Genomic DNA, 6,781 nt, shown 5'->3' on the forward strand with positions numbered 1-6,781 from the left:
CCGTCGTCGCCCTCGCCGCAACCGTCATCTTCTGGCTATGACACAAGAACGAGTCCTGACCCTAGTTGATAAGGTCTATACGAACCTGCCGATGCTGCGCCAGCAGAGCTATTCAGAAAATGACATTGCAAAGGTCATGAAAGACGATAGTGGCTTCTTTGGCGCTGAGGGAATGAGCCTCACAGAACCCCAGCAGGAAATTCTGAATTACGCTAATTCACAAGGCCGTATCGGTGGCCGTGTCACGGCAAAGTCTCTCATTGAACATTTTGGCAAGAAGCCATTCGGCTGGCCTGTGAATGCTGTTTTGACCAATACGGCAGCTTTGGTTGCTCGTTCAAAACTCGAAGCTGCCTCAGATGGCGTCCAGCTGGAAGGCAATGACCTCGTCCAAGGGCTCCGCAACAGCAACCTGCTCTCCAATATCATCCTGACGCCGCAGGCAGAGTTCCAACCCTCGCAAATCAAGAAGCTGCGTGAATTCTACAAGGAGTTCTTCGGAAGCCCCCTCGATGGCAGTGATGCAAAGGTTATCGGTGCTGAGACAGCAAAAGCCTTTGAAGAGCTAACCACCGCTCTGCGCACCTTACTCGCGGAAAAGCCGCAATTCCCCTTCTTGGAAGCCCTGCAGGAAGTGATGCCTCTTCTCGAACAGGTCAACCGCAAGCCAGCCACATGGTATCTGACCGATCTCAGCCCCTTTGAGGATAAGCTGCTTGATGCCAATGACGACATCATCACACCAATCCGCAGCTTTATGGGTGGCCCACAAAAGGCCATTTATGCCGAAGTCAGCCGATTTCTTATCGATCAAGCCCACAACTTTGGCTTCATCAACGCGCCTGAGATCGAAACCCTAACAACCGCGCTCGCTGACCCTGATTTTTACCGCAACAAATCCAAGATGGACCTCAAGGTGCTTTACCTTGAGATCAAGAACAAGCTGGAACTGGCCATTATCGCCGAACGCGACAGCGCCAAAGTCGTGATTGAGGGGCTAAAATACAAACTCCAAACCCTGCCCCAAATCGCCGACCTGACCTTTGATCAACGCAGCGCGATTGATCACCGCCTGAACGCCGCCCAAAGCGATCTCGCAGGGGCCAGCCAAATCGCGCTCATCCGCTCGAAATCGCATGATGCCGAGGCCACCCTCTACCCGAGCCTTGTTGAGACGGTCATCCAGCAGGCCCATGCCAATACTGCGCCCAAACCTGCGCCAACCCCCGGTGCCGCTGAGGGCCCCGCGCCTGCCCCTGTCAAACCGGCTCCGCAAACCGTGCGCCGCAAAGACATCACGCCTGAATTTAACAAATCCATCTTGTCCCATGAACAGGATGTCGAAGCCTACCTCGACACTCTGCGCACCGCCTATTTGGCCGCCATCCACTCCGGCAAAGAGATCATCGTCTAATGGATACCAATAAGCTCAAAAAATTCGCCCAAGAGGCACGCATCCAGCTGATCTCGCAGGTTTCGGCGCGTTTGACCCAAGTTCTGGCCGAAGGTAGCGCCGCGCGCCGTGAGGCCCCTGTGGCCGTAGCCGAGTTGGAAAAGCAGCTCAAAGCTTTGGGCCAGCCGCAGCTGATCGAAAAGGTGGCCTATACGTGGTTCAACCGCTTCACCGCTTTGCGCTTTATGGATGCCAATGGCTATACCAACCCGCGCGTTGTGACCCCTGCCGAAGGCCAAACCCGTCCCGAAATCCTCGCCGATGCCGCAGCGGGACAATATGACGACACCCTAGCGCCCCGCATCCGCGATAAGGTGATCAGCCTGCTGGACGGCCGCACCCCCTCACATGATGCGCAGGGCGAGGCTTATCGCCTTCTTCTGGTCGCCGCTTGCAACCATTGGCACGGGCCAATGGCCTTTATGTTCGAGAAAATCACCGATTACACCGAACTCTTGCTGCCCGATGATCTGCTCTCACCTGAAAGTGTGCTGGCATCCTTGCGTGAGGCGATGACGGATACCGACGCACAAGATGTTGAGGTGATCGGCTGGCTTTACCAATTCTACATCAGCCAAAAGAAAGACGATGTTTTCGCCGCGCTAAAGAAAAACGTCAAAATCACGGCTGAAAATATCCCCGCCGCGACGCAGCTGTTCACGCCGCATTGGATCGTGCGCTATCTGGTGGAAAACTCGCTAGGCCGGCTTTGGCTGCTTAATCGCCCGACCTCAAACCTTGCCGCGCAAATGGACTATTACATCGCGCCGGTTGAAGCAGAGACGGATTTCCTGCGCATCTCCTCGCCCGAAGAGATCAAAATCTGCGATCCCGCCTGCGGCTCGGGCCATATGCTGACCTATGCCTTTGATCTGCTCTACGCGATCTATGAGGAAGAGGGATATGACGCCAATGACATCCCTGCCCTGATACTGACCCATAACCTGACGGGGATCGAGATTGACGATCGCGCGGGCGCTTTGGCGGCCTTTGCGCTGACGATGAAGGCGGCGCAACGCTTGGGGCGGCGGCGCTTTTTGCGGATGGAGGCGCGGCCCAATATCGTGGTCATGCAAGATATCCACTTTACCGAGAGCGAGCTGGCCGATGTGCAGGCCGTGGTCGGGCGTGATCTCTGGTCGGCTGAATTGCGCGAGACCCTGACGCAATTTGAGCAGGCCAAAAACTTCGGCTCACTGATCGTGCCAAAACTGCGCGATCCAGCCGAGGTTTTGCGTGTGGTGCAAGCGCGTGATTTTAGCGCCGACCTGATGCTGCGCACCGTGCAAGAGCGGGTGGTGGCCCTACTGCAAACGGCCGAAGCTTTGGCGCCGAAGTATCATGTTGTGGTGGCGAATCCGCCGTATATGGGCGGTAAAGGGATGAATTCCACCTTAAATATTTGGCTAAAAACACAATATCCCGACACCAGCGCAGACCTGTTTTCAGCATTCGTAGAACGAGGTTCACTTCTGGTTGTCAAGCATGGCGCAGTAGGAATAATGTCACCTAATGTGTGGATGTATTTATCATCATATTTGCCACTTAGAAATGCACTAACAAAACATCACCGCTTGAGAACATTATTCGAAATGCCACTGTCGGCATTTAAGGATGCAACGGTGCAAATTTGTGGATTTATATTTGACAAAGAAACATCGTCAGCGCCTGGAGATTACTTCCGCCTTTTATCAGTTCCTCCGAATAATAACGGAGTATCCGAAGCTCTAAAAGAGGCCATTATAGGGCGAAGGCCGGATCTACTATTTCGCTCCAACCCAGATAATTTTTCTAAAATACCTGGAAATCCAATTGCATACTGGACAAGCGAGAGGCTGCAAGAATCCTTTTTAGAGCCTCCCCTTTCCCAGAACGCTGAGGTTATCCAAGGGATTATTACGGGCGACACCAACAAATTCATTAGAGATTGGTATGAAGTTAATCATACAGATATAAACTTTGAGTCACACTCCTCTCAATCGTCTGGGCACTGGATTCCATATCTCAAAGGCGGAGATGGAAGAAAGTGGTATGGCAACCAAACTGACTTGCTGAACTGGCGTAATCAGGGAGCTGACCTAGTTAGAGCTCGGACAAATAATAAACACTTATATTTCAGACCATGTATCACTTGGACACGCATTTCCAGCGCTGGATTTTCTTGTCGAGCGAGCGAAAATGGCTTCCTATGGGATGTCAATGGATCAATTGCCGTCCCTAGGAAAGAAATCGATAGGTATGGCCTATTGGGTCTGATGTGCTCAAAAGTTTCAGGTGAAATACTTGATGTTCTAGCCCCAACAATTAGCAAGAATATCGAAAATATAGCGGCTATACCAGTCCAAGCGGTTGCTCTTCACAGTGTTGACGGCACAACACGACAATTGATTGCGCTGGCTCGCACCGACTGGGACGCCTTCGAAACCTCATGGGACTTCACCGCCATTCCTCTTCTCGCGCCCGATCATCGCGGAGAGATGTTGGCGGCCAGCTATCGAAACTTGCGCAGCTATTGGCAGGGTATGACAGATGAGATGCAAAGGCTTGAGGAAGAAAACAACCGCATCTTCATCGAAGCCTATGGGTTGCAAGATGAGCTGACGCCCGATGTGCCGATCGAGGAAATCACCCTCACCTGCAACCCCGCCTATCGCTATGGCGTCAAAATTAGCGAGGAGGACCGCGAGGCCCGCCTGCGCGAGGATACGGTGGCAGAGCTGCTGCATTATGCCGTCGGCTGCATGTTCGGCCGCTACAGCCTTGATGCGCCGGGGCTGATCCTTGCCAACCAAGGCGAAGGCATCGCAGAATACCTTGCCCGCGTGCCCAACCCCAGCTTCGCCCCCGATCGCGATAACGTCATCCCCGTGCTGGATGCCGATTGGTTCGCCGATGACATCGTCTCGCGTATCCGCGAATTCATCCGCATCACTTTTGGCGAGGCCAAGCTGCAAGAGAACCTCGATTTTATCGAAGGCTCTTTGGGCAAAGACCTGCGCAAATGGTTCACCAAAGATTTCTACGAATATCATGTGCGCCGCTATAAAAAGCGCCCGATCTATTGGATGTTCTCTAGCCCCAAAGGCACGTTCAACGCGCTGATCTATATGCACCGCTATCGCGGCGATACGGTATCGGTCTTGCTGAATGACTACCTGCGCGAGCTGATCTCCAAACTGCAAACCCGCAGGGTTGAGCTGGAAAAACGCTCCACTGACCCCAATGCCTCGGCCCGCGAACAAACCGCCGCCGTCAAAGAGGTCGCTCTTGTCATCAAGCAGATCGCTGAACTTGAGGAATGGGAGCGTGAGGTGATCTTCCCGCTGGCACAGCGCCAGATCGAGATTGATCTGGATGATGGCGTGAAGCGTAACTATCCGCTGTTTGGTGAGGCCTTAAAGAAGATCAAAGGTCTGGAGGCATCGGATGACTGACCGTATCGCCGCTGGCCTGAGGCGGCTCTTTGAAGACCATCGCATCGTCTTTTGGTATGACGCCGCCCGTGAGATGCGCGACGCCTTTGAGGCGGTCGTGCTGGAGGGCGTGGAAAAGGTCGAAATCCAAAACAATGAATTTGGCCTGAAATATCGCATCCTGCGCCAAGAGCCGCAGACCAAGTTCCTGATCTATAACCACGGCCCCCGCCCCAATGATCGGAACAATTGGCTGTTGGATATGGTGCTGGCTTCGGGCGAGATGCGGGCCGATCAAACCGCGATGCTGCTGGCTGAGTTGGGCTTGGATCTGAAATTCGACGCCGTGATCCGCGATCATGCGGAGTTCTTCCGCTCAACCCAACGGCGTGACGAGCTGAAAAAACGGCTTAAGGCCGAGGATGGTGCAACCCAATTGCGCCGTCGGATGCTGGGTGTCTGCACTGGTGCCACGGGGGCCTTTGATACCGTGATCGAGGCGCTACTGGCAGAATTGGCGACTGGTCGCGATGAGGGATTAAAGCTGATCGAACGCGCTGGCCTCACTGGCTTTTTGTGGGAACAGATAGGCAATGACTACGGCTATCGCAGCGAGACGCCGGGGTTAGAAGATTTCGCGCTGACGCTGTTCAAGTCCTGCTATGCTATGTCGATGGGCGAGCCATCTGCGCTGAACCAAGAAGCGCCAGTTTTATTGGGTCGTTGGAAGAACGACCGCATTGGCCGAGCGCATTTCGCGACACTCTCGCGGCGTTTCCAAGCTGCATTGGCGATCGCCGAGGATGCTAAAAAGCGGGAACTGCCTCAGCTACAGCAAGCGGATCTTGTCGAAGAGCTGGAGCGCGAGATCATCCGCCGCTTGGTGCAGGGTTTGGCAAGCCAAACCCTCAGCCCGACCGAAGCGCTGCGCGTCATCAGCACGCGGACGCAAAGCAGTTGGTATGATGAATTTGCGGAAATCTATCAGACCCTTCGCTATGGGGCTGAGTTCCAGCAGACGCTGACGCTGTCCAATATCGGCATGACTACCGCGCAAGAAGGGATCAAACGCTATACCACGACATGGTTCAAGCTTGATCAATTCTATCGCAAATTCATCTACCATAGCCAAAAGAGCAGCCAGCCCAGTCTCTTGGGCGCGCTTGGCTCCTTGATCGAGAACCTCTACGTTAATAACTACCTTACACCGCTGAATAACGCTTGGCAAAACCAACTCGATCAGATGTCGACTTGGGATGTCGCCGGCGTGCGGTCGCAAAAGTCCTTCTATGAGGGCCATGTCAAAGCGACACGGGGCAAGGTTTTTGTCATTATTTCTGATGCGTTGCGATATGAAATTGCCGAAGAATGCCTAAGCCGTATCCGCGCACTTGATCGCTTCGATGCAGGCTTAGATGTAATGCTAGCCTCTTTGCCCAGCTACACCCAACTGGGCATGGCGTCACTGCTGCCGCACGCCGCCCTAGCGATCAGCGAAACCGACCCTAAATTGGTAACAGATGCAGGTCGGCCGACTGGCAGCCAATATCGCGAGAAAATGCTTGCCGCAGGGCGTGCGAGCGATCGCGTCGCCACCCTACGTGCTGATGAGCTAAAAGAGATGCGCGGCGATGACGCCAAGGCCTTCGTGCGCGATCATGATGTGGTTTATATCTATCACAATCAGATCGACGCTATTGGAGATAAGGTTCCGACCGAAGACCGTGTTTTCGAGGCAGCAGAAAGCACACTTGAAGAGCTGGTTACTCTGGTCAAAAAACTGACTTCGGCCAATGCTTCGACCATTTTGATCACGGCAGATCACGGGTTTATCTATCAGCACCGCACCCTAGGGTCAGGACCCATTGATTATCCACTCGCGGCGTGATTCAGGCTCCGCGAGGAGACTGACAGA

2 protein-coding genes and 1 pseudogene are annotated in these 6,781 nt (G+C 53.9%); all 3 read left to right on the forward strand.

Annotated elements, in window-relative coordinates; genetic code table 11:
• Positions 1-1,414, forward strand: a pseudogene (locus Q9295_RS17725) (BREX system P-loop protein BrxC); the annotation flags it as partial.
• On the forward strand, positions 1,414-4,887 hold the full coding sequence (pglX, locus tag Q9295_RS17730) for a BREX-1 system adenine-specific DNA-methyltransferase PglX (protein WP_306681922.1): 3,474 nt from the start codon (positions 1,414-1,416) through the stop codon (positions 4,885-4,887). The pseudogene Q9295_RS17725 and the gene pglX, both read left to right, overlap by 1 nt.
• A complete protein-coding gene (pglZ, locus tag Q9295_RS17735) occupies positions 4,880-6,754 on the forward strand; it encodes a BREX-1 system phosphatase PglZ type A (RefSeq protein ID WP_306681923.1) in 1,875 nt (624 codons plus the stop codon). The genes pglX and pglZ overlap by 8 nt, the downstream gene beginning before the upstream one ends.
• Positions 6,755-6,781 lie beyond the last annotated feature (27 nt).

The organism is Pseudogemmobacter lacusdianii (assembly GCF_030848395.1).
In the GTDB taxonomy this organism is placed as follows: domain Bacteria; phylum Pseudomonadota; class Alphaproteobacteria; order Rhodobacterales; family Rhodobacteraceae; genus Pseudogemmobacter; species Pseudogemmobacter lacusdianii.